General features: G+C 67.7%; 22 protein-coding genes. 9 read left to right on the top strand and 13 right to left on the bottom strand.

The window, feature by feature from the left end; genetic code table 11:
• Positions 1 to 25: 25 nt before the first annotated feature.
• Both AAFN69_RS03380 and AAFN69_RS03375 read left to right on the top strand, forming a co-directional pair.
• A complete protein-coding gene (locus tag AAFN69_RS03380; RefSeq protein ID WP_347726690.1) occupies positions 26 to 613 on the top strand; it encodes a MarR family winged helix-turn-helix transcriptional regulator in 588 nt (195 codons plus the stop codon).
• A gap of 20 nt (positions 614 to 633) precedes the next feature.
• On the top strand, positions 634 to 2271 hold the full coding sequence (locus tag AAFN69_RS03375) for an MDR family MFS transporter (protein WP_347726789.1): 1638 nt from the start codon (positions 634 to 636) through the stop codon (positions 2269 to 2271).
• Between the two features lie 56 nt (positions 2272 to 2327).
• On the opposite strand, the gene AAFN69_RS03370 is transcribed toward AAFN69_RS03375, so the two are convergent.
• The 8 genes from AAFN69_RS03370 to AAFN69_RS03335 all read right to left on the bottom strand — a co-directional run bounded on the left by AAFN69_RS03370 (position 2328) and on the right by AAFN69_RS03335 (position 10788).
• Positions 2328 to 3104, bottom strand: coding sequence for a TetR/AcrR family transcriptional regulator (locus AAFN69_RS03370; RefSeq protein WP_347726788.1), 777 nt, complete (start codon positions 3102 to 3104; stop codon positions 2328 to 2330).
• A gap of 90 nt (positions 3105 to 3194) precedes the next feature.
• Positions 3195 to 4805, bottom strand: coding sequence for an MFS transporter (locus AAFN69_RS03365; RefSeq protein WP_347726689.1), 1611 nt, complete (start codon positions 4803 to 4805; stop codon positions 3195 to 3197).
• Positions 4806 to 4949: 144 nt separating this feature from the next.
• Positions 4950 to 5711 (bottom strand): response regulator transcription factor, encoded by a 762-nt coding sequence (locus AAFN69_RS03360; RefSeq protein WP_347726688.1) that lies wholly within the window; start codon positions 5709 to 5711, stop codon positions 4950 to 4952.
• 65 nt (positions 5712 to 5776) lie between these two features.
• Positions 5777 to 6643: an amidohydrolase family protein gene (locus AAFN69_RS03355; protein ID WP_347726687.1), complete on the bottom strand. Its 867-nt coding sequence runs from the start codon at positions 6641 to 6643 to the stop codon at positions 5777 to 5779.
• A gap of 109 nt (positions 6644 to 6752) precedes the next feature.
• Complete coding sequence (locus tag AAFN69_RS03350; RefSeq protein ID WP_347726686.1) at positions 6753 to 7100, bottom strand: antibiotic biosynthesis monooxygenase; 348 nt, start codon at positions 7098 to 7100, stop codon at positions 6753 to 6755.
• Positions 7101 to 7320: 220 nt separating this feature from the next.
• Positions 7321 to 8187 carry a DUF2797 domain-containing protein gene (locus tag AAFN69_RS03345; protein ID WP_347726685.1) on the bottom strand — a complete coding sequence of 289 codons (867 nt, stop codon included), beginning with the start codon at positions 8185 to 8187 and terminating at the stop codon, positions 7321 to 7323.
• 227 nt (positions 8188 to 8414) lie between these two features.
• Entirely contained in the window at positions 8415 to 8936 is a 522-nt protein-coding gene (locus AAFN69_RS03340) for an NUDIX domain-containing protein (RefSeq protein ID WP_347726787.1), read from the bottom strand.
• 112 nt (positions 8937 to 9048) lie between these two features.
• Positions 9049 to 10788, bottom strand: coding sequence for a lysyl oxidase family protein (locus tag AAFN69_RS03335; RefSeq protein WP_347726684.1), 1740 nt, complete (start codon positions 10786 to 10788; stop codon positions 9049 to 9051).
• Positions 10789 to 11175: 387 nt separating this feature from the next.
• Here AAFN69_RS03335 and AAFN69_RS03330 point away from each other — a divergent pair, with 387 nt between their 5' ends.
• Positions 11176 to 11964, top strand: coding sequence for a calcium-binding protein (locus AAFN69_RS03330; protein WP_347726683.1), 789 nt, complete (start codon positions 11176 to 11178; stop codon positions 11962 to 11964).
• A 509-nt stretch (positions 11965 to 12473) separates the two neighbouring features.
• Here the strand turns inward: AAFN69_RS03330 and AAFN69_RS03325 are convergent.
• From AAFN69_RS03325 to AAFN69_RS03305, 5 genes are all read right to left on the bottom strand, one after another.
• Entirely contained in the window at positions 12474 to 13649 is a 1176-nt protein-coding gene (locus AAFN69_RS03325; RefSeq protein WP_347726682.1) for a hypothetical protein, read from the bottom strand.
• Positions 13646 to 16306 carry an ATP-binding protein gene (locus AAFN69_RS03320; protein WP_347726681.1) on the bottom strand — a complete coding sequence of 887 codons (2661 nt, stop codon included), beginning with the start codon at positions 16304 to 16306 and terminating at the stop codon, positions 13646 to 13648. Before AAFN69_RS03320 ends, AAFN69_RS03325 begins: the two co-directional genes overlap by 4 nt.
• 730 nt (positions 16307 to 17036) lie before the next feature.
• Positions 17037 to 17369 (bottom strand): hypothetical protein, encoded by a 333-nt coding sequence (locus AAFN69_RS03315; protein ID WP_347726680.1) that lies wholly within the window; start codon positions 17367 to 17369, stop codon positions 17037 to 17039.
• 47 nt (positions 17370 to 17416) lie between these two features.
• A complete protein-coding gene (locus tag AAFN69_RS03310) occupies positions 17417 to 17851 on the bottom strand; it encodes an ATP-binding protein (protein ID WP_347726679.1) in 435 nt (144 codons plus the stop codon).
• Positions 17852 to 17896: 45 nt separating this feature from the next.
• Positions 17897 to 18304: an NUDIX hydrolase gene (locus tag AAFN69_RS03305; RefSeq protein ID WP_347726786.1), complete on the bottom strand. Its 408-nt coding sequence runs from the start codon at positions 18302 to 18304 to the stop codon at positions 17897 to 17899.
• A gap of 108 nt (positions 18305 to 18412) precedes the next feature.
• On the opposite strand from AAFN69_RS03305, the gene AAFN69_RS03300 reads away from it, so the two are divergent.
• From AAFN69_RS03300 to AAFN69_RS03275, 6 genes are all read left to right on the top strand, one after another.
• Positions 18413 to 19201 carry a GntR family transcriptional regulator gene (locus AAFN69_RS03300; RefSeq protein WP_347726678.1) on the top strand — a complete coding sequence of 263 codons (789 nt, stop codon included), beginning with the start codon at positions 18413 to 18415 and terminating at the stop codon, positions 19199 to 19201.
• A gap of 177 nt (positions 19202 to 19378) precedes the next feature.
• On the top strand, positions 19379 to 19735 hold the full coding sequence (locus AAFN69_RS03295) for a hypothetical protein (RefSeq protein ID WP_347726677.1): 357 nt from the start codon (positions 19379 to 19381) through the stop codon (positions 19733 to 19735).
• Positions 19735 to 21054 carry an FtsK/SpoIIIE domain-containing protein gene (locus tag AAFN69_RS03290; RefSeq protein WP_347726676.1) on the top strand — a complete coding sequence of 440 codons (1320 nt, stop codon included), beginning with the start codon at positions 19735 to 19737 and terminating at the stop codon, positions 21052 to 21054. The genes AAFN69_RS03295 and AAFN69_RS03290 overlap by 1 nt, the downstream gene beginning before the upstream one ends.
• 19 nt (positions 21055 to 21073) lie before the next feature.
• Positions 21074 to 21637 (top strand): DUF2637 domain-containing protein, encoded by a 564-nt coding sequence (locus AAFN69_RS03285; protein WP_347726675.1) that lies wholly within the window; start codon positions 21074 to 21076, stop codon positions 21635 to 21637.
• Positions 21638 to 21652: 15 nt separating this feature from the next.
• A complete protein-coding gene (locus AAFN69_RS03280; RefSeq protein ID WP_347726674.1) occupies positions 21653 to 21841 on the top strand; it encodes a mobile element transfer protein in 189 nt (62 codons plus the stop codon).
• A gap of 13 nt (positions 21842 to 21854) precedes the next feature.
• Positions 21855 to 22049, top strand: a complete 195-nt coding sequence (locus AAFN69_RS03275; RefSeq protein WP_347726673.1) for a hypothetical protein — start codon at positions 21855 to 21857, stop codon at positions 22047 to 22049.
• Positions 22050 to 22095 lie beyond the last annotated feature (46 nt).

Raw genomic sequence — 22095 nt, 5'->3', positions numbered from 1 at the left:
ACAAGATGATGGGGAGGACTCGGCCATGGCCGCACAGAGTCAGTACGCGGAACTGGCCCGCCAGCTCAGTGCCATCGGCGGGCTGCGCCGCGAGCTCACCCGGCTGCTGCCCGCCGAGTGCCCGTCCGGCGCGGCGGCCGTGCTCTCGCTGCTCGCCCGGCACGGGGAGATGCGGATGGGGCGGCTCTCCGAGCTGCTGGCCATCGACACCTCCGTGACCAGCCGGCATGTGGCCCATGTGGTCGAACACGGCTGGGTCGAGCGCTCCCCCGACCCCGATGACGGACGGTCCCGCATTCTGCGGCTGACCCCCGGCGGACGCGAGATGCTCGCCGGGCTCCACCGGCGCACCGCCGACATGTTCGCCGACCGGCTGCGGGACTGGTCACCGGAGGAGGTCGGCGAGCTGATCACCATGCTCACCCGGCTCCGTGACTCCTTCGCCGGCGCGAGCGGTGCCGTGGTGAGCGCCGGTGCGACAAGCGCGAGTACGCCGAGCGGCGCCCCGGCGGCCGGCCCCACGGCGAGCGACACCGCGGCGATCGGCGGCCGGTCCGTCCCCCGGTCCGCGGCGGACACCGTCCCCGTACCCCTCACCCGCCACGGATCATGAGAAAAGGACCCTCCATGGCCATGACCACACCGCCCGGTGTGCGGGACGCCCGGGCCGGCGACGGGCCGCCCGCCGCACCGCCCATGACCCACCGGCAGATCATGGAGGCGCTCTCCGGCCTGCTGCTCGGCATGTTCGTCGCGATCCTGTCGTCCACGATCGTCTCCAACGCCCTGCCGCAGATCATCACCGATCTCGACGGCGGACAGAGCGCGTACACCTGGGTGGTCACCGCCGCCCTGCTGTCGATGACGGCGACCACCCCGCTGTGGGGCAAGCTCGCGGACCTCTTCAGCAAGAAGCTGCTGGTCCAGATAGCCCTGCTGATCTATGTCGCGGGCTCGCTGGTGGCCGGGCTCTCCCAGAGCACCGGCATGCTCATCGCCTGCCGGGTCGTCCAGGGCATCGGCGTCGGCGGACTCACCGCGTTGTCCCAGGTGATCATGGCCGCGATGATCTCGCCCCGGGAGCGCGGCCGGTACAGCGGCTATCTCGGCGCGACCTTCGCGCTGGCGACGGTCGGCGGACCGCTGCTCGGCGGGGTCATCACGGACACCGACTGGCTCGGCTGGCGCTGGTGCTTCTACGCCGGTGTGCCGTTCGCGCTGATCGCCCTGGTGGTCCTCCAGAAGACGCTGAAGCTGCCGGTGGTCCGGCGGCGGGTGCGGATCGACTGGACGGGTGCCTTCCTGATCACCGCCGCCGTCTCGCTGCTGCTGATCTGGGTGACCTTCGCGGGCGACAAGTACGCGTGGGTCTCCTGGCAGAGCGCCGCCATGGTCGGCGGTGCGCTGGTGCTCGGCGCGGGCTTCCTGCGCACCGAGGCACGGGCGAGCGACCCGATCATCCCGCTGCGGCTGTTCCGCAACCGGACGATCGCGCTCTCCTCGCTGGCCTCGCTCTTCGTCGGTGTCGCGATGTTCGCGGGCACCGTCTTCTTCAGCCAGTACTTCCAGCTGGCGCGGGGTGAGTCGCCGACGATGTCCGGGGTGATGACCATCCCGATGATCGTGGGCATCGTGCTCTCCTCCACCGTCTCCGGCCTGGTCATCACCAGGACCGGCCGCTGGAAGAGCTGGCTGGTCTGCGGCGGCGCCCTGGCGACGGCCGGCCTCGGGCTGCTGGGCACGATGCGGTACGACACGCCGTACTGGCAGCTCGCCGTCCATATGCTCGTGATGGGCCTCGGCCTCGGCATGATGATGCAGAACCTGGTCCTGTGCACCCAGAACCAGGTCTCGCCCGGGGACCTGGGCGCGGCCTCGTCGGTGGTGGTCTTCTTCCGCTCGCTGGGCGGCGCGATCGGTGTCTCGGTGCTGGGCGCGCTGCTGTCCACCCGGGTCGGCCAGTACACGGCGGACGGACTGGCCGCGCTCGGCCCGAAGGGGGCGGCCCTCGGCGAGGGCGTCGCGGACGGCGGGGGCATCCCGGATCCGGCCGCGCTGCCGGGTCCCCTGCGGGCGGTGATGGAGAGTGCGTACGGGCACGGGGTCGGGGATGTGTTCCTCTACTCGGCGCCGTTCGCGCTGCTGGCGTTCGTGGTGACGCTCTTCATCAGGGAGGTCGCGCTGAAGGGCGGTGCCACGAGCCCTCCGGCGGCGGCGGGGCCGCCGGCCGCGGTTCCGGAAGCGGCCGGCGCGGCCGGCCGGAAGGCATAGCGGGAGAGGTGGCGGAATGCGCGTGGCCCGCGGGGCCGGCTCCCCGGTCCCGCGGGCTACTCCCGTTCCGCCATCGCCTCGATGCCCGCGATCAGCAGCTCCAGCGCGAAGGTGAAGTGCTGGTCCCGCATGACCGGCACGCTGTCCTCGCTCCCGTCCCCGCCGATGACCTCGGAGGCGTCGGCGAGATACTCCCGTACATCCGGGTCGGGGTCCGTCTCGATCGCACTCATGGCCTGCCGGAAGTACGCGTCCTGGCTCACCCCGGCCGATGCGCACCGGGCGATGAAGTTGCCCTCGATCGTGCCGAATCCGTATACGAACTGGAATACCGCCGACAGTCCGGCCATCTGCCGTTCGGGCGAGAGGCCGGAGTTCCGCATCACCTGGAGCGCGGCCCGGGAGAAGGCCATGGAGTTCGGGCCGATGTTGAGGAAGCTGCCGATCAGCGCGGCCACCCAGGGGTGGCGGACCAGCCCGGACCGGTACTCGTCGGCCATCGTCCGCAGCTGATCGCGCCAGGCCGCCGGATCGCTCAGATCCGGCAGCCGGAACTCCCCGAAGGCGGCGTCGAGCGCCAGCTCCAGCAGATCGTCCTTGGTGTCCACGTACCAGTAGACCGACATCGCGGTGACTTCGAGATCGGCCGCGAGGCGCCGCATCGAGAACTTGGCGTCGCCCTCGGCGTCGAGCAGCCGGACCGTCGCCCCGACGATCCGTTCGCGGTCGAGGGCGACGGGCTGGCCGCCGGACCTGCGGCCCCGGTCCGCCTTGCCGTCCAGCCACACACTGGTCCGCACGGAACCCTTCGCGCGGTCGGCCGCACTCACCATCGAGCCACTCTCCTCGGTCATACCCGTTGAACGAACCCGGCGAGCGGATCCGGCCATGGCCGGAATGGGCGAATCCGCCCGGCTCCGATGCTATGTCGCCGACTTGTGCGCGGGGTCGTGATCACCCGGCTCCGCGCCCCCCGCCCCCGTCATTTTCCCAGCCCGCTCCCCCGGTCCGCCCGCGGCACCGTCGATACCGCCGGCGGCGCCGGCGGCGGGTGCGCGCTCCGCGCGCCGGAGCAGCAGCGCGGCCAGCAGACCGCCCGCGAGCACCGCCCCGGCACCGACGAGCTGGCTGGTCTCCAGCCCGGAGGCGAACGCCTCCGAGACCCGCCGGCGCTCATCGGCACCGTCCGCCGCCGCGAGGGCCGCGGGCAGTGAGGCGGCGCCCGCCACACCGGGTACGAGCGCGGCGAAACGGGAGTTCAGCACCGCGCCGAGCACGGCGACGCCGAGGCCGTTGCCGAACTCGGCGAGGGTGCCGTTGATCCCGGCCCCGACGCCCGCCTTCGCCGGCGGGATGGCGCTCATGATCGCATTGGCCATGGCGGGCATCGAGAGCGCGATTCCGGCTCCCATGACGACCAGGCCGAGGAACATCCCGCCGTAGCTCTCCCCGCCGAGCACCGCGATGGCCCCGAGACCGGCCGAGACCAGCGCCATGCCGATGGCGATCGTCACCGGGGTGCCCAGCCGGATCAGCAGCCGGGGGCCGACGCCGGTCATGTTGAGGGCGATGATGGTGAGCGCCAGCGGAGCCGTCCGCAGACCGGCGTCGAGCGGCCCGTACCCCAGGACGAACTGGAGGTGCTGGGTGAGGAGGAAGAGCGAGCCGCCCATGCCGAAGGCGACCAGGATCGAGCCCGCGACCGCGCCGACGAACCGCTGGTCGCGGAAGAAGTGCATGTCGAGCATGGGATACGGGATCCGCAGCTCCCAGAGGACGAAGAGGCCGAGCACGAGCACACCCGCCGAGGCGGAGGCGATGACCTGGGCGGAGGTCCAGCCGTGCTCGGGTCCGGAGATGATCGCGTACACGGAGGCGGTCATGCCGATGGTGGAGAGCAGCGCTCCGACGAGGTCCGGCCGGTCGCCCAGTGGATTCTTCGACTCCGGTACAAGGGCGATCACGGCCACCAGGGCGAGCGCGACGACCGGGAGGTTGATCAGGAAGATCGCGCCCCACCAGAAGTGATCGAGCATCACCCCGCCGATCAGCGGACCGGCGGCGAAGCCGAGGGAGGTCACGGTGGACCAGAGGGCGATGGCCTTGACCCGCTCGGTCTCGTCGAAGATCTGCATGATGACGGCGAGGATCGTGGTCATCAGCAGCGCACCGCCGACACCCATGCCGGCCCGGGCGGCGATCAGCTGCCCGGAGGTCTCGGCGAGCGCGGCGGCCAGCGAGCCGATGCCGAACAGCGCCAGACCGGCGACGAGCAGCTTCTTGCGGCCATAGCGGTCCGCGGCGTTGCCCGCGGTGAGCAGCAGCCCGGACTGGACCAGCGAGTAGGCGTTGATCATCCACTGGATGTCGGTGGCCGAGGCGCCCAGTTCCCGGTTGAGGGAGGGGATGGCCACGCTGAGGATCGTGTTGTCGAGCAGCACGGTGAGCTGGGCGAGACAGATGACCCCGAGGATCAGCCAGCGCTGCGGATGGCGGCCCACGGGGGCTTGCAGGGATTCGGCCGCGGCCGTCATACGGCACTCCTTGTACGGTGTACGGGAAATTCCTCGTACACCGTACAGGGCTTTCTTCTACGCCGTATAGGGAGTTGTTCGGGGGCCCGGTGATATCACGCGGGGGTACCCGGGGACGGGGGCTCTCGCGGCTGCGGCGACGGGTCAGATACCGGGCTCGCCCGGCTTGATCAGATACCCGGCACCCCGCCGGGTGTGGATCATCGGCGGCCGGCCGGCGTCGATCTTCTTCCGCAGATAGGACACATACAGCTCGACCACATTGGCCTGGCCGCCGAAGTCGTACGACCAGACACGGTCCAGGATCTGCGCCTTGCTGAGCACCCGCCGGGGGTTGCGCATCAGATAGCGCAGCAGCTCGAACTCGGTGGCCGTCAGATGGATCGACTGCCCGCCCCGGCTCACCTCGCGGCTGTCCTCGTCGAGCAGCAGATCACCGACCGAGAGCAGCGACTCGCCGCGCGCGGCGGCGGTCCCGGCGCGGCGGATCAGACCGCGCAGCCGGGCCACCACGTCCTCCAGCGAGAACGGTTTGGTGACGCACTCGTCGCCGCCGGCGGTGAGCCCGGCGATCCGGTCCCCGGCGCTGTCCCGGCCGCCGTCCCGGCCACCGGTGAGGAAGAGCACCGGCAGCTCCGGCACCTCCCGCCGCAGCCGTCCGAGCAGGGCGAGTCCGTCCATCCCCGGCACCATCACATCGAGGACGACGGCATCGGGCCGGAACTCCCGCACCGCGCGGACCGCAGCCGCGCAGTCGCCGGCACCGCGCACTTCCCACCCCTCGTAGCGCAGCGCCATCGACAGCAGTTCGCTCAGCGCCGCCTCGTCGTCCACGACGAGCACCCGGACGGGGCTCCCGTCCGGCCTGAGCATCTCGGTGCGCGCGTGGCGCGAGGTGACGGTCATGACCCCACTCTCACCGGCAACCGTGAAAGCGGGCTTGACCGTTGCTGTGAATTCCCTGAGAAAGGTCAGGATCCGGCCGGCGGGCCGAAGAGACGCAGCGCGTTCCCGTGACAGACCGCGCGCAGCCAGTCGTCCCCCAGCCCGAGCGCTTCGAGGGAGTGGAGCTGATGGGCGTACGGGTAGGGGATGTTGGGGAAGTCGCTGCCGAGCAGGATCCGGTCCCCGAGGGCGGCGAGCCGGCTCAGCTCGGCCCGGGGGAAGGGCGCGAGGCGCTCGCCGAAGCCGGTGAAGGCCATGGTGGTGTCGAGGCGGAGCTCCGGGTACCGCTCGGCCAGATCCAGGAACGGGGTGTACTCGGGCATGCCCATGTGCGCCACGACGACCCGCAGCCGGGGGTGGCGGGCGAGCACCCGGCCGATGGGTCCGGGGCCGGTGTGGCGGCCGGGGACGGGGCCGGAACCGCAGTGGGTGACCACGGGGACGCCGCTCTCGGCCAGCAGTCCCCAGACGGGTTCGAGCAGGGGATCGCCGGGGTCGTAACCGCCCACCTGGAGATGCGCCTTGAAGACCCGCGCACCGCGCTCGACGGCCTCGCGCACATAGCGGTGGACGCCCTCCTCGGGGAAGAAGGTGGCGGTGTGCAGGCAGTCGGGGGTGCGGGCGGCGAAGCCGGCGGACCAGTCGTTCAGCCACTCCGCCATGCCGGGTCTGTGCGGGTAGAGCATGGCGGTGAAGCGGACCACCCCGAGGGCGCGGAGGAGCGCGAGGCGCTTCTCCTCCTCGTATCGGTAGGTGATGGGCCACTCCAGCCCGGTGAGCGGTCTGGCGGAGTCGAAGTGGGCCCATACCTTGTCGAGGACGCGCCGGGGCATGAAGTGCGTGTGGATGTCCTGGAGTCCGGGCAGCCCGAGCCTCCGGACGAACTCCCTCACATCGCGGGTCTCCGGCTCGCCGGCGCGCGTTCCCGACTCCGGTCCGGGTCCGGGTCCGGGTGCGGGTGCGGGTGCAGGTGGGGGTCCCGGTGGGGGCTCCGCCATCCGTTCACTCCCGCCGCTCGAAGGAGTAGCCGCGCTCGACCCGCCCGATGTGCACGGAGTAGTACTGATACCACTCGGCCCGGCCGCGCCGCTGGGCCTCTTGGTGCTCCGGATCGCGCTGCCAGCCGGCGATGGCCTCCAGGTCGCGGAAGTATCCGACGGTGATGCCGAGCCCGCCCGGCACATGGGCCGACTCCATCCCGAGGAATCCGGGCACCTGGCGCACGAGCTCGGCCATGCGGCGGGCGGCCTCCTCGTACCCGTCGGGATTCGCGGTCCGCTTACTGGTGAAGACGACGGTGTAGTAGGGCGGTTCGGGGGCGGATACGGGTCTGGAATTTTCCTCGGTCATGATGCCTGCCTGGTGATCGCCGGTTCGGGTGTCGTGTGGTGTCGCGTCGTATCGTCCGTGCATGCGCGTGGCCGGGCGAGGGCGGGGTGGCGAAAGCGCCCGCCCCGCGAACCGGAACAGGGCCGTCCGCCGATCGGGGGCCCGCGGTCCGGAACAGTCCGGGAACAGCCGGCGCAGTCCGGCCCGCGCACCCGCGGACCGGCCGTCCATCCCCCTCGGATCAGAACAGACCGTCCTGCACACCCGCCCCGGCCCCGCCCGCGCCACCCGCCCCGACACCGGCCTCGGCGAGCGGCACGGAGACCCCGGCGGCCGGATCGGCGCCGATGAGCGACCAGCCGGTGATCAGCCGGGTGTCGAGGACGACGAGCCCGTCGCGCGGGGTGAGCAGATGCAGATCGGGCCCGGCGACGGCGACCAGGGTGCCGCCCACGGCCCCGCCGGTCACCAGTTCGCGCACGACGGCCGTGCCGCCGGCCGCGGCGGTCACCTCCGCCAGCCCGGCCAGCCCGAACCGGTCGGAGTGATCGACCGGCTCGTACTCCAGCGGCTGGAGCGTCTCGGCCCAGCTGCCGACGGCGAGGGCGCTCCGGTGCAGCTCCGCCATCTCCAGGGCACGCTCGTCCGGGCCGGGCAGGGCCGCCCGGACGGCGCGCTTGTCGGCGTAGGGGATCCGGTCGGGGATGCCGAGGGCGGAACGGAGCACTTCCTCGGTCCGTCTGGCCGCCATCAGCGGCCCGCGCCCGAGCCAGCTGAAGACCACCGCCCCCTGCTCCAGCAGCCGGGCCGCCCCGCGCTCCTCGCCCGTGATCCCGACCTTCACCATGCCCGGCCCGAACCAGGCCAGATAGACCCGGTAGGTGCGCGAATCGTCGGCGATGGTGTCGGCGGCCACCGAGTGCGCCCGGTCCAGCCGCGCGCACTCGGGACACCGCGCCCGCCCGGAACGGCCGGACACCGGGGCGCGCAGTGGGCAGGCATTGCCCCTGGCCCCGACGCACAGCCGGATGCCCTCGGCGCGGAACCCGAGCGTCCTGCCGGGAAGGAGCGGACTGATCCGCCCGCCCTCCCAGCGCAGGACGGCCATCCGCGCCTCTTGCGGCCACCCGAGCCCGGAGCACCGCCACGTCATACGCACCTCCGGGCGCACAGTTGTGACCGAAAACCGGGACAGTACCGGAGCGGAGTGACTGTGCCGGGATCGATACGCCGACTTCAAGCCGTATCGGGCGCCCATCCCCGTCCCCTCAGCCGCACGCCAGAGCCCAGATCCGCATGTGGCAGCCGTGTCCGAATCCATTCGCCCGCGGCCAGTCATGGCCCGGGGAGTGCCAGGTAGCGCGCCAGTACCTCCAGTGAATCGCCGACAAACGGCCACCGCCGGACGGCGGCGGACAGCTCCTCCTCGGTGAGCCGGCCGCACCAGGCGATTTCGTCCGGATCGGGCCGGATCTCCTCGCCGAGCACCGCCTCGTGCACCCCGATCCAGTACGGCCCGAGCTCCCCCCGGCACAGAAACGAGAAGCGGAACCGCGCCTCGATCCGTACCCCCAGCTCCTCCCCGGCCTCCCGCTCCGCCGCCTGCCGATAGCTCTCGCCCACCTCCACGGCACCGCCCACGAGCCAGTTGTACCGACCCGGGAACCGGGAGACGCCGCCCGGCCGCCGGTGCACCAGAATCCGCCCCTCCGTATCCCGGCAGACCACCACGGCCACCCGGTGCGGCCACCCCCGCCGGATGGCCTCCCCCCGCTCCACCACCCCGATCACCCGGTCCCGCTCGTCCACCCGCTCCACCAGCTCGGCCGGTCCGCCCCGGCCGTCCCCCTCCGGCATCCCCATGCCCTCCACCATGCCACCCGGGTCCGACAACGCCCCTCGCGCACACCACCGGGCCCGGCCGCGCGAGTGCGCGCGACCGGGCCCGGATGGCTGCGGAGGGAGGGTGTCAGCGGGACTTGACGAGTCCGTGCTGGGGGACGGTGACCGTACGGGCCCCCGGCTTGCCGCCGAGAACGACCTTGCGGAGCGAGGTGTTGTTCTTCAGATCCGTCTCGTGCAGCTTCTTGGACGGGTTGGCGACCACCTGGATCCAGTAGGTTCCGTTCGGCACGGTCGTGATGTCGAAGGACTGACCGGGCAGCGAGCCCCCGTAGGTGTCGCCGTTGCCGACCCCGAGCGCCTGCCGCACGGAGAGCGCGCTGCGCTGGCCGCACTCGCCGGTCGGGCTGGTCTTCTGGGTGAGCCAGTTGGCGTTCTTCACCGTGAAGTCGACATCATCGGTGTTGACCAGGCAGAACGCCTCCTTGTCGCTGCGCACGACCTCCTTCTTGTCCGCCTTGAGCAGGCGGTACGCGGCGAAGTCGGTGAAGTGCCAGTGCAGATGCCCCTCACGCGGGTCCCACTCCATGGTGCCGGCCGGCGCGGAGCCGACCTGCTTGCCCTTGGTGTCGTAGAAGTACTGGTACGCCTTCATCAGCTCGTCACCGGGCTTGCGGAAACCGTCCACGATCAGTTCCGCAGGGCCCGCGTTCCAGGTGGTGCTGCTGAAGGCCAGGTGATCCCCGGCCCTGCCCTCGCCGGCCGGGTCGGTGTCGGTGTAGATGTCCCAGGCGGGCAGCGTGCGCAGATCGGGCTTGGGCACCCCCTTCGGCACGACGGCCCGGCCGGCCGGACGCTTCGCGGCGGGCTTGAGCGCGGACATGTTCCGCGACCCGTCCGTACGCCCCGGCCCGTCACCGGTCAGGGCGGCCGCCGCCGTGCGGCCCTTCGTCTTCGTGAGCGCATGCGGCACCGCCGGCGACTGGAGCGTCATGACCTCGTGCCCCTTGAGGTGAGCCAGCCCCAGACCGACGGGACTCTCCTCTCCCGCGGCCCGCCCATGCGCCCCGTGCCCGGAGTGCCCCGCCCCGTGGCCGGCATGCGCGCCCTTGGCGGATGCCCGCTCGCCCCCCTCCGCCGGCGGCTTCAGGGTGCGTACGATCACCTTGACCGTCTGCGGCTTGTCGGCCATCCCGAAGGCGTCGCGGTACTTCTTGGCCACGGAGATCTTCGCCGTGTACGTACCGTCCCCGACCGTGGCCGGGACGTTCTCCTGATAGTCCGGATGGGTCGTGTTCGTGCCCCAGCCGTTCTGGATCCCCCACACCGAACCGAGGGTGAACGGGTTGGTGGGGCAGCCTTCCGGATACTTGGCGTGGACGGGCGAGCCGGGGCTGATCCGCGCGGACGCGTTGTTCGGACAGAAGGACTCCGACCTGGACAGCGCCGTCCTCCCCGCCGAGTCGGTGAGGGTGACCTGGACAAAGCCCGGCAGCCCGGAGAAGTCCTTCACCATCCCCTGGGGCAGGGTCTTGGTGACGGTCTTCTTGCCGTCCTTGATGATCTGCTGTGCGACCAGCGGGTCGTTGTACGACTTGCGCGTGGTCCTGATCTCGAAGGGCGCGCCCTCCACACCGACATACGTCCCGAGGTCGAGCTCAAAGGATTTCGGCACCCCGTTCTCATCCGTGTCGCGCTCGACCACCACGCTCTTGGAGGCGGCGATGAGGCTGAGCTTCGACTTCGGCGCCGGGGCGGGCGCCGCCTCGGAGGCCGGCGCGGCGGCGACGACCCCCGCGACCACGGCGATCGCGGAAGCGGTGGCGATGCCGGGCAGCCATAGACGCTGAACAGGCTTTTTGATCATTTTTCCCCCACAGATGAATGTCGCTGAGCACGGAATCAAACGTCCGGTACGCGGCCGGTCGCCCCGGGCCGAGAGCCCCAGCCCGGGAACCGCTTCCCATGGTTGAGAGCGCTCGCGATCGTCTGTGGGTTGTCTGTGAGCGCGTCAATGCCCTCATCGTTGTCCGGAAACGGGTCACAAGAAACGAATCCGGTCGTAATGCCGCCCATTCGCGCCCATGGAGCAACCAGGGGCGTCCCGCGGACATGAGGACTGCCCGCCGGGACCTCACCGACCCCGCCGGGTTCCCGCCCGCCCCCCTTCGACCAGCAGTTTTATCGCGATCGTTCCATCGCGGTCATACCGTAGGCTCCCCCTGATCGATCAAGGACTCCATGGGGGACATACATGCGCGCAACCACGCGCCTCGCCCTGCTCGGCACCGGCATGGCACTGCTCACCACGGCCGTGAGCGCCGGCACCGCCCAGGCGGCTGACGGCGGCAGTGGCGACATCAGGATCGACAAGGTCGTCGTCAACGGCGGCAAGCCGGTCGTGCTCGGTACCACCAAGATGGTCTCCGCCAAGGTCTCCGTGACCGCGTCGGACGACTCGGGCATCGCGGAGACGACGTACATCAGCGGCGACGGCCCCGGTTCGAGCTACGGCCAGATCTGGGACGACGAGATCAGGTGCGTCGCGGCGAGCGCCACGAGGTCGACCTGCACGGGCACGCTGGTCTTCGACCCGGAGGGATTCGGCGGCTCCGGCATCCTCCTCGGCAACAGCGGGGCAGGCACCTGGAAGCTCGCCACCCTGGTCTCCGCCCATGACCACGACTACATCCACCGGAACGCGGCCACCACCTTCAAGGTCCAGCGCCACTCCCGCCTCACCGCGAACGCCGCGCCCGAGCCCGTGAAGAAGGGCAGGACCATCACGGTCACCGGTCTGCTCTCACGGGCCGACTGGAACATCCAGAAGTACACGGGCCACGGCAAGCAGAAGGTGACCCTTCAGTTCCGCAAGAAGAACTCCACGACGTACACCAACGTCAAGACGGTCACGTCATCCTCGTCGGGCGCCCTGAAGACAACGGTCAAGGCCGCCTCGGACGGCTACTTCCGCTTCACCTTCGCCGGCACCCCGACCACCGCGGCCGTGTCGTCGCCCGGCGACCTCGTGGACGTCCGCTAGCCCCACCCCGAAGGCCGTCCGCCGACACCCCGCGCGGGCGGTTGTACGGGTACGGGCGCCATCCCTGTGCGGATGGCGCCCGTACCCGTACACCGGTGTTTTCCCGAAGGCGCGGCCCGGCTCAGCGCCGACAACGCGAAAGACCCCCGGATGATCTCCGGGGGTCTTTCGTGAATGTGCACTCGGCAGGATTCGAACCTGCAACCTTCTGATCCGTAGCTCTAGCCGGATCGGTCAGCGATAGCCATCCCGGGCACTTCAAAGCCTCGGAGGAACTCTACCGGGCGGGGCCGGTTGCTGTGGTTGCGGTACTTCGCTGCTGTACCGCCAGCCCTACGGCCCCGACCCGCGCCGGGTCCCGGGAGCAGTCAGCCCGCGCGGCTCCTGCTGTAGGAGGCTTGGTTGCACTAGGCGCATGTGTCGTGCTGAAAGCGACTTGCCCTTGCATCGCGCGCTGACACGACCAGAGGTCTGGGCGCGTGAGTCCGTCGCCGGGGGCTCAGCCTGCCTCAGCTCGCGAAGGTGAGAACCACCTCTTCCTTCATACGCTTATCGAGCGAGTTGGTGCCGCCGCGAGGCGGCGGGAGGTAGCGTCGGCTCTCTGGCAATTCTCGGGCATGCCGATCGCGAAGCTCGAACTCATGGCGCCGACCGAGGCCTTGCAGTATTCGGTCGATGGAGACATCGAAGCCGTTGATCTTGGCGTCGGCAATTACGAATGCCGCCGTGCCCCCCGGTTTAAGAACCCTCGAGATCTCTGAGAACACGGAGTCCATGTCTGAGACATATTTGTAGACGATTCCGGCAGCTCGAGAAGAGATGCCTGGGGGCGTGGAAGATTTGGCGATTTCCTCGATCTCCGAGGCCGCCCTCATACCCACCTCAGATCCCACGTTTGTGGAGCGCAGGCCACGCAAATAGGAAATCGAATAACCCATCCATACAAGGCTCATTCGATGACCCCTGAGATAGTCAATCGCCACCAGGTATGGCGGACTGGTCATAACTGCATCAACACTGCTACTACACAGAGGCAAGGAGCGGGCGTCTGCCCGCAGCATTGTCAGCTTTGCTTTACTTGACGCGGCCGAGTAACTGTCTCGGAGCGTTCGAACGCGAGTAGCAACAGTCTCTGCCGATACACAGAATCTATCAATCGGATCAAAAGAGGCTGCATCTCGTACACGGTGAGGACGAGAATGGGAGACATCGCGAGCTTTCGAGGCGCCAGAATCCTTTGTGATGATGAGCCGGGAAAAGGCACACCAAAGCGGAGCTTTGAGTTTCTCTGGCGCAAGCGTAATCTCTGCCGCAAGCGCAGACAGGCGTGATCGCGTCTCCGAGTCAAACCAAAAGTCGATGAATTTGGAAGTTTCCGAATCCACCTGAATGTTCGCGTTCTTTAGCTTGCTTGCTCGGACCGCTATTTCCCTGGCGTGTTCAGTAAAAGAAGAGAGATCGTAATCCGTGCCCACTGTCTGCGTGATCATAAGGGCTAGGGGGTCGGTATCACAGCCAAAAGCGGTGTGACCTGACAGGTTCGCCGCGAGCGGGAATGTTCCTGAACCCATCATTGGGTCTAGCACGACTGCATTAGAAGAAAGGGTGGCGATTTTCCGCTCGACCAATTCTGGCGCCATGCGCGCAGGGAACGGATGCACCGCCGCTCGGGTCTGAATTTTCACGGCGCTGCCGGCCCTTCCGTTTGTAGATCAGTTGGCACCGCAGCCTTGTAGGCATCGGCGAGGCTCGCAGGGTAGTCCCTCAGGGTACTGTTGAGTTCCTGTAAGAGGGCTTTTGGCGTCGCATTAAGCGCGATCAATTGCCCATCAAAGAAGATACTCGAGGGTGCCAATGCTGCTAGGCCTCGGATAATGGCCGTCAATTCCTCAGGAGTCAGATCAACGGCTCCATCGGTGCGTTCGTAGATGGCAGTCATGATCGTGTCGACTCTTACGGGCGTTTTCCGCTCAGAGTAGCGAACCAGAAGGTTGATTACCTCGGTTACCGGCGGCGCCTGAGGGGCGGGTTGCGCCTCAATAGCGTCCACGAATGCACGTGAGCCCTCGGGAGTGTGATGTTGGAACAGGCCTCGGAGGATTAGGGGCGAGAGTCGCCTCAATGGGAACAGCTCGACGAGTCGAGCAAGATCAGTGATTGTGATCGGTGTTACCCCGTCGTTTTTACAGATGGCACCGATCAACGCGTCCTCGTTACCGTCACCCTGGAATCCCGGTGCGACAACCAGAGTGTAGGAAGGCTTGACATCCAGATTGAAAGTCTCGGTGGCCTTCTCGCGATGAACACGAAGGATGGAAGTGCGGGCTGTTCCGGCTTGGATCTTGGGTGGCTTCGGCGAGGCCCCACCCATGACCTGCCTTGCCTCTTTTCCGCTGGACTTTGCATCGTAGGTCAGCGCGTAGCTCTCACTGCCGTTCCCGCGCCTTCCTAGCCGTACTGTAGCAATCCCGTCAGGGCGCCCATTTCCTCCGATCCTTTGCACGCTATATCCCATGATTTCCAGGGAGTCGGCGACAGCGTCTTCGAGCTCCGTCTCACTGCTACTTGAATCGCGAAGTTGACGAGCAACGACCGGGGCTGAGTTCGGGTGTCGCTTTACCAGGTCCCGAAGAAATGCATCCCTCCGCCTCATGATGCGATTCACCACCTCCGCATCAACATTTTCATCGATCATGTACGCCTGCGTGAGAAGCTCTGTCAACCCAAGGAGTTGCAGCGCCTCTTGCATACCAGGTTGATCGATATAGTTACTCACAAAGGGGTGCGTCTGATTGAGAATTGCGGCCCGACGGTTAACGTCGTACTTGACGAGACGCCGATCATCACCAACGGGTTCTACGATCAGCTTTTCCAGTAGGTCATCGTTGTCGGCGATGAGCGTCTGCGCCTCTGGCTCATCCGAGAGATCCATGCCGAGGACTTCTCGAACTGCTGCGTCACCTTGTGATGCTCGCCGGACCATGCGCCTCAGCGGGCCTTGGGTGAGTCCGGGAGGTGGGTTAGAGATCCTCCCTTGCTTCGTCAGGACCGGCATGGTATCGGCGTCATCCGACGTCTTGGTGACTGATCTTGCCTTGTTGAAGACCGCAAGCATGTACTGTCGGAGTTCTAAAACTTCCGGGGAATCCTGCAAGCTCTCGCGTGGGCTCGCCACCAATCCATCAAGGTCATCGGCATTAATAACCATATGGAAGCGGGTAAGGGTTCCGTGATGGAGTTCCGGACCGACATTGAAAGAGGCGTCGTCCAGATTGATAAGCCGCTGCCGGACTCGCACAAAGAATCCGTGACTGCGGGCAATCAGCTCACTCTTGCCCTTCTGTAGTCCGTCTTCAAATAGCTGGGCATATCCCCAAACCGCTCCGGCCGTCGGCAGTTGGTACGCTGGAACCATTTCTCCGTCGATCTCCACCTGGGTGGGTTTTCCTACTTGGCGATCGCGAGGGAGTTGAGATTCAGACTCACCTATGGTGAAACGCCACCGCTCTTTCCCTTGCGCCTTCGATGCTTCAATTTCGTCGCCGTTGTAGTACAGCTTGAATGAAGGGTTGAGGGGAATCGAAGTCGACAAAACCCAGCGAAGTCGGCCCTGCCGGATATTGTGAGCAGACTTCTTGAGACGTGTCATCACGGCGGCGGTCCAGTGCTCCGGACCTTCCTCGGATGCAGGGAATAGAGCTTCAATGACCGGGCGCATATTAGCCCCGTAGTCGCGTAGGTTCGCCAAGAGAGCTTCCTTGGCTTCCTCCTTCGTGAGCTCCATGACTAGCAGACTGAGATTATGCGGGTCGCTCATGTCGCCCTGGACTTTCTTGTAGTCCATGGTGACAGCCCTGTAAGCGCCGTCCTTGAGCGTGATGTAAGTTAGCTCTTCGGCGAGAACGTATGTTGCAAGTTTCCCAATACCAAACTTACCAATAGGGACGCGGGGTGATGTTTTGTCTGTCTCCCTCTTGCGCGACTTGCCGATGCGCCAGAGATCTTTGAGCCCCGAGATATCCATGGAAAGGCCATCGTCGATGACTAGAATGGACGCGTGGGGCGCTTCGAGGTCGGCGGGCATGTGGACCCACACCCTATTCGCACCGGCATCGTAGGAGTTTGAAACCAACTCCTCGAATGTCTTATTTGGCGAGCTGTAGAGACCCTCGGAGAAGCGCTCAATGATTTCGAGGGATATGCGAACTGGCACGACGGCAGAAGCGTCGCGCCTTACTCCTACGAAATCGGCCACGGCAACGTGAGGCCCCGACTCTACGGTGTCCGTGCTGCCGAGGGTCAGTTGCTCGGCGCCCTCGTCGCTAGCTGCTTCGAATCCCACTACGTCCCCCTATGGACTCGACGGTACCCAGGCCGTCAGACGTGACGCTCCGTCACTAATTACTGCGCATTTTATGGGGTGTCGAGTCTCTAGCGATAGATGGACTGTCTGAACGTGTGTCGCATCGAGTCACAGGCGGGTGGCCGCTGGTCCGGTCGAGTCTCCGTGAGGAGTCAAGCGGCCGCGCGACCGTCAGGCACCGGTCCGGAGATCCTGGATATGCTCTCTGGCTGATCTGGACATGCGACGTGCTTTGGTGAATGAGACCCGGGCTGAGTGCGACGGCATACCCGCACCCACCACTCACTCCAACTCCCATCCCGTCTGCCGTCGACCCACACGTACGTGGAGCGGGCGCGGTGCCGGGCGTCCAGGTGGAGCGCCCAACTGGACGAACGACCTGGACGCCCGGTGCCGTGTCTGCTCGGCTTGTCCTGGGTCGAGGGTAGATGGGATGGGAGTTCCCCGCCCCAGGCACATACAGCCAGCACCCACGTACGGCGCCCTCGCCATCCCAGAGCCAGAGCGCCCCCGCCGGAGGCATCGTCTTAACGTGGGCTGAGCAGCAGTCCCAAACCCCCGAGGCCCTTCCCCCATTAACCCGTGCCGTAGGCGTGCGGCCGGCGGCCGGGCTGGAGCGGGGCGAAGACAGGAGCGCAGGCCCGGGCGACGGGCCGCACGCGCCGCGCGTGCGCGGCAGGTGCCTTGAAACAGTAGAGAAAGTTGTAACTCACCTCTGGGTGTCTGGGTTGGGGCTGGTCCGGCACTTGGTGATGCTGGTGGTTCGGTGGGTTGCCTGGGGGAGGTAGAGGACCGGGTGGATGGTCCAGGTGATGCGGGTTGTCGCGTGGGTGATCGTGACGAGGTAGGGATCGCCTCGCTGGAGTGTCAGCCGGCACGCGTCGCGGCCTTCGTGGAGCCAAGCTGAGGCTGCCTCGGTGGCGGGCTGGTCCAGGGCGCCCCGGATGGTGTGGAGGGTGACCGCTATCCAGTTCAGTGCCTGGGTGGCGTCGTGGGCGTCGAAGGTTGCCAGCAGGGCCGGCGGTTCCGGCGGGTTGGTCAAGTGCTCGGTCCGGCATTCGCACCAGTACCCGGGTAAGGGCTGGTCGTTCAGCATGGGTGGCTTCTGCCGCTGATGTCCGGGGCGGCAAGAAGTTCGGCCGTGACCGTGTGGCCGCCGTACGTACCGTGGACGACCACGCGGTGGGCCAGCTCGCTGACCATCCCGAGGCCCCGGCCGTGTTCGGACTCGTCGTCCGGGGGCTCCAGGCGGGGTGCGCTTCCCGTGCCGCCCTCGTCCGTGACGGATAGAGCTACCACCTGGGGCGATACCGCGAGGGCCAGATGGAAGCTGCCCGTCCCGCTGCCGCTGGCGGTGTGCAGGATCGCGTTCGTGCCCAGCTCGGCGACGATCACCGCCGCGTCATCCGCGAAGGGGGAATCCCTCAGGATGTCCTGCGCCCATCGGCGGGCCCTGCTGACCTCTTCCGGAAATCCTGGGCAAGTGAGGCCCCAGACTCGCGCAGTGCTCGTATACTCGTGCATACAAGTTCCTTTATGCAGGTAGGCCGCATGTGCAGCGGGTTCGGACTAGACGAGTTTCACGCCGTCGTGAGCGCGGATGGCCGGCGGGGATGTTGCGTCGAGCGCGTCCAGGACGCGAATCGCGTACGCCTCGTCGGCGAGTTCGATCACTTCTTCGCGGGTGGCCCACCGCAGTGCGAAGGTCTCGCTTCCGGTGGTGGGCGTGCCGTCGGCGGCCTCGCAGCGGAAGACCATGGAAACGATCAGGCCGTTCATATTCTTGTAGATGCCGGTGAGGGTCGCAGATGGCGCGATCTTGATGCCGGTTTCTTCGAGAACCTCGCGCTGAAGCGCTTCGGGAATGGTTTCCTCAGGTTCGAGAACGCCACCCGGGGGCTCCCAGTGGCCGTTGTCACGGCGCTGGATCAAGAGGGCCCGGCTGTGATCGTCGACGATCACTCCGGCGACGCTCACGGAGTGCGGGCGTTCAATGCTCACGTTCCCGGGACCTCTCGGATGGCTAGGCTCTCCACGGTAGCAACAGAAGTCACCCACTCGTCTAGACACCTAAAGGAGTAAGACGTGCCTTCACTCTCCTCCGGCCTGCTCGGAGACCTCGATCCGACAAGTGATCGAGCTGTGTTCCGGCAGATCGCCGATCAATTGCGTGAGGCCATCGACCGGGGCCGGTTCAAGGAAGGGGCGAAACTGCCCTCGGAGGCTGAGCTGGTCGAGCACTACGGGGTGTCCCGGATGACCGTCCGGAACTCCTTCTCCGTACTCCAGGGTGAGGGCTTGGTCCATGCCGAACACGGCAAGGGTGTCTTCGTCCGGCCCCGGCCGCCCGTGCGGCGGCTCGCCTCGGACCGGTTCGCCCGGCGCCACCGCGATCAGGGGAAGTCGGCCTTCATCGTGGAAGCCGACGCGGCCGGCAGCCATCCACAGGTCGACGGCCTGGAGGTGAAAGAGGAGAAGGCGAGCCAAGACATTTCCGCCCGGCTCGGCTCGGTACGCCGAGTGTTGGCCCGGCGGCGCCGGTATCTGCTGGATGGCCGGCCGGTGGAGTTCGCCACCTCGTATCTTCCGCTCGACATCGCCCGGGGTACCCGGATCGCCGAACCCAACCCCGGCCCCGGCGGCATCTACGCCCGGCTGGAAGAGCTCGGCCACCGCCTGGACCACTTCGAGGAGGAGATCCGGGCCCGGATGCCCTCGCCCACCGAAGTGAAGACGCTCCGCCTGGCGTCCGGCGTGCCGGTGATCCATCTGATCCGTACCGCGTTCGACACCGATGGCCGGGCCGTGGAGGTCTGCGACACCGTGATGGCGGCGGACGCGTACGTCCTCAACTACCAGCTTCCGGCTACCTGATGGGATGAAGCCGTGGTCAACGGTGGTGCGCGGGGCCGTCTTTCCCCACTCGTACACCCCAACAGACGTACTCGTATAGACGAGTGGGCAAGTTGTGTGGCAGGGTGATCGTCACGACCTCGGGAGATCCCTCCCGTAGGGCACATCTTGTCTAGACGAGTAGATAGGGATACCGCTGTGCGCACCATCCGTGTTGAGACCTCGGCCGCCACGATCCTGCTCACCGAAGCGCCTGAACCGAAGATCCGGGACCGGCAGACCGGAGAGATCGCCAAGGACGCCATCAGCGGCGAGTCCTTGATGACCATCGGCGTCGTCTACATCGAGGACGGCGAATCCTCGCTGTTCAAGGTCACGGTCCCGGAGAGCGGGGTGGGGGAGGGGCTGGCGCTCGGCTCGCCCGTCGCGCTGCCGGGGCTGCTGGCCCGCCCGTGGGAGAGCGTGTTCAACGGGCAGCAGCGGCACGGCATCGCCTACCGTGCCGCCGCCGTCACCCCGGCCGCGTTCCCCTCCGCTCTCGGGGCCATCGCCTGATGACCGACCCGACCACCCTGCTGATGGTGGGTGGCCCCCTCGCCGTGCTGGCCGGCGGGGCCGCCTACACCCGGGCCCGGCATCCCGCCGTCCACTGGGCGGTGTTCGGCCTGCTGATATCCGTGGTCCGGCTGATCGGTTCGTACGCCTCGGTCATGGAGGCGTGCGGGCTGACCGTGCCGCCGTCCCGGCTGCGGATCCTGATCACCCGGGCCACCAGTCGCCGTGAGATACGGCCGGTTCCGCCCCGCCGGGGAATCCTGCGGCCCACAGCGACCGGGTTACGGCTCCGGCTCCGCCTCGCACCCGGCCAGGAACCCGCCGACGTCGCCGCCTCGGCGGAACGGCTGAGGCACGCCTGGGGAGTCCACGCCGTCTACGTCTCGACGGTCAAGCCGGGCGTGGTCGAACTCCGGCTCGTCGGCTTCGACGTACTGCGGCGCGTACGGATGCCCGGCAAGCTCGACGCCGCTCTCCTCAAGGTCCCCGTGGCGCTGCGGGAGGACGCCACCCCATACGTACGGGACTATCGCGCCGTGCCGCACGGGCTCATCCTCGGCGCCACCCTGTCCGGCAAGTCCATGTTCCTGCGGCATCTGATCAGTGGCTTGGCCCGCCAGCCGGTCGCCCTGGTGGGCATCGACTGCAAGCGCGGCGTGGAACTGGCGCCCTTCGCGCCCCGGCTCTCCGCGCTGGCGACCGATCCGGACCAGGCTGCCGCGCTGCTACCCGTACTCGTTCAGGAAATGGAGCACCGATACGACCTGATCAAGGCCCGTCAGGGCATCGACCCGGACACCCCGGACGAGGAGATCACCTCCGACATCTGGGGACTCCCGGAACCCGAACGCCCCGTACCGCTCGTGCTCTTCGTGGACGAGGTGGCGGAGCTCTTCTTCGTCGCCACCCGCAAGGACGAGGAACGGCGGGACGAGATGGTCACCCAGCTCATCCGGCTCGCCCAGCTCGGCCGCGCCGCCGGCATCCACCTGGAGGTGTGCGGGCAGCGCTTCGGCGCCGAACTCGGCAAGGGCGCGACCATGCTCCGGGCCCAGCTCACCGGCCGGATCTGCCATCGGGTGAACGACGAGGGCTCCGCCAAGATGGCGGTCGGCGACATCGCGCCCGACGCGGTCATGGCTGCCTGCACCATCGCCCCCGAACGGCCCGGCCTCGCCGTCGCTGGTGACACCTCCGGCGGCTGGTCCCGCATCCGCACCCCGTATCTCTCCCTCGGCGACGCTGCCCGCACCTGCCGGGAGTACGCGCACCTGGTGCCAGACCTGCCCGCGCTGAAACCGTTCCGCCCCACCGCCTGATCACGGAAGGAGCCGCGCCATGCGCGCTCATCTCGCCCGGGTCGACGCGGTACTCGTCCAAGCCGTCATCGCCGCCGCGCTCTCCTTCGCCCACATCCACGATGTCGCCCTCGCGGCCGGACAGGACGGATGGAAAGCATGGGCCTACCCGATCAGCGTCGATCTGCTGCTCGTCGCGGCCTGGCGGCGGCTGCGGACCGGGCCGTCCAAGGCAACGGGCTGGTGCTGGTTCGTCATCGCGCTCGCCGCCTCCCTCGGGGCGAACATCGCCACCGCCGGACTCCTCGACCTGGACGACGTACCCGCCTGGCTTCGGATCCTCGTCGCGGGCTGGCCCGCCGTCGCCTTCCTCGGCGGAACCCTCCTCGTCCACTCCGCACCACAGCCAGAAGAAGAGGACCCCGTGGTCCTGGAGGACGAACCCGAACCGCCCGCGCCGGTCCCGCCCGCTCTGATCGAACATGCCCGCAAGATCGCCACCGAACACCGCACCCGCACCGGACGGCCCATCGAAACGGCGACACTCCGCGCCCGCCTCGGCGTACCCACACCCATGGCCGAAGCCATCGCCGGCCACCTCTGAGAAGGAGATCCCCCGATGACCCGCCGGCGCTTCCGCGACCTCGTCCGCCTCGGCCCCGTACAGGTCGGCACCTCGTACGACCAGCGGGGACGCGAACAGCACACTGCCGCCTGCACCGCCCCACGCTGCGGCTTCTCGGCCGACTACACCAGCCGCGCCGCCGCCGAACTCGCCGCCCGTACCCACCGCTGCCCAGTCCGCTGAAAGGACCCGTCCCGTGAACGTGAACCTGCCGCTCGTCGTCGTCCTCGGAGTCTTCGCCTGGGGAGCGGTCAAGTTCCTCGGCGTCCGCACCTGGGTCGTCGTCCTCATCGCCCTCTTCGGCTTCTGGCTCTCGGACACCTTCCTCGCCCCCGCCATTCATTCCGGTACGGAGTCCGGAGTCTCCGTCATCAACGGCACACATGACTAGACGAGTAGACAGCTAGAGACCCGGGGCGGCTCGATCCCGCCAAGAA

The sequence above is a fragment of the Streptomyces sp. CAU 1734 genome, assembly GCF_039888735.1.
Lineage (GTDB): Bacteria > Actinomycetota > Actinomycetes > Streptomycetales > Streptomycetaceae > Streptomyces.
This window is presented reverse-complemented; position numbering and strand designations above follow the sequence as displayed.